This window comes from Kocuria sabuli, assembly GCF_040981185.1.
Classification (GTDB): domain Bacteria; phylum Actinomycetota; class Actinomycetes; order Actinomycetales; family Micrococcaceae; genus Kocuria; species Kocuria sabuli.
Window position 1 is genome coordinate 1 of the sequence record NZ_JAVHZE010000086.1, and the last position, 580, is coordinate 580.

At 32.6% G+C, this 580-nt stretch carries 1 protein-coding gene; it reads left to right on the forward strand.

Annotated features, from left to right (window positions below; all coding sequences use genetic code 11):
* Positions 1–158 precede the first annotated feature (158 nt).
* Positions 159–580: hypothetical protein (locus tag RE027_RS18020; RefSeq protein ID WP_368809671.1), on the forward strand; the 422-nt coding region annotated here is incomplete at its 3' end.

Genomic DNA, 580 nt, shown 5'->3' on the forward strand with positions numbered 1-580 from the left:
CCTAAGCCAAAAATTACTCACATAATAAAGAACAACCCAGTAGGTATAATTTATGCATTACTTTCCCCTCAACTATAGCTTATAATAATTGTTTTAACATGTTTGTATATGACCATTAGAAATACATCAATTGCCATTTTTTCATTAGGATAAAATTTATGAATTGGGATTTAGGTCAGTTAGAATGTGATTTTTGCAAGGATGTTTTTAATTGCAGCATAGGGTTATCAAACAAAAACACACCACAAGTGTTCGGCTTTTGCTGCCCGCACTGTAGTGGTGTTCTCTCAATTGAGATTGATCCAATACGGTCTACAAATCGAATATTGAAAAATGTCACTGCAGTCGGGCGAAAAAATAAAGATATATTTAATGTAAAATCAATTAGGTTACATTTGGATTTCCCAGCATTACTAACTAATGGCTGGTCTCCTTTAACTCCTTTCAATATTGCATGTCTTGGATTAAAAGAAGGTTATAACATTGAACATTTCAAGGTTGTAACCAGTGAACTTAACTTCTACAGTGAACATATTTTAGTACTTCAGAGCCTTTTCAATTTCTATAAAAACAGCAAGAC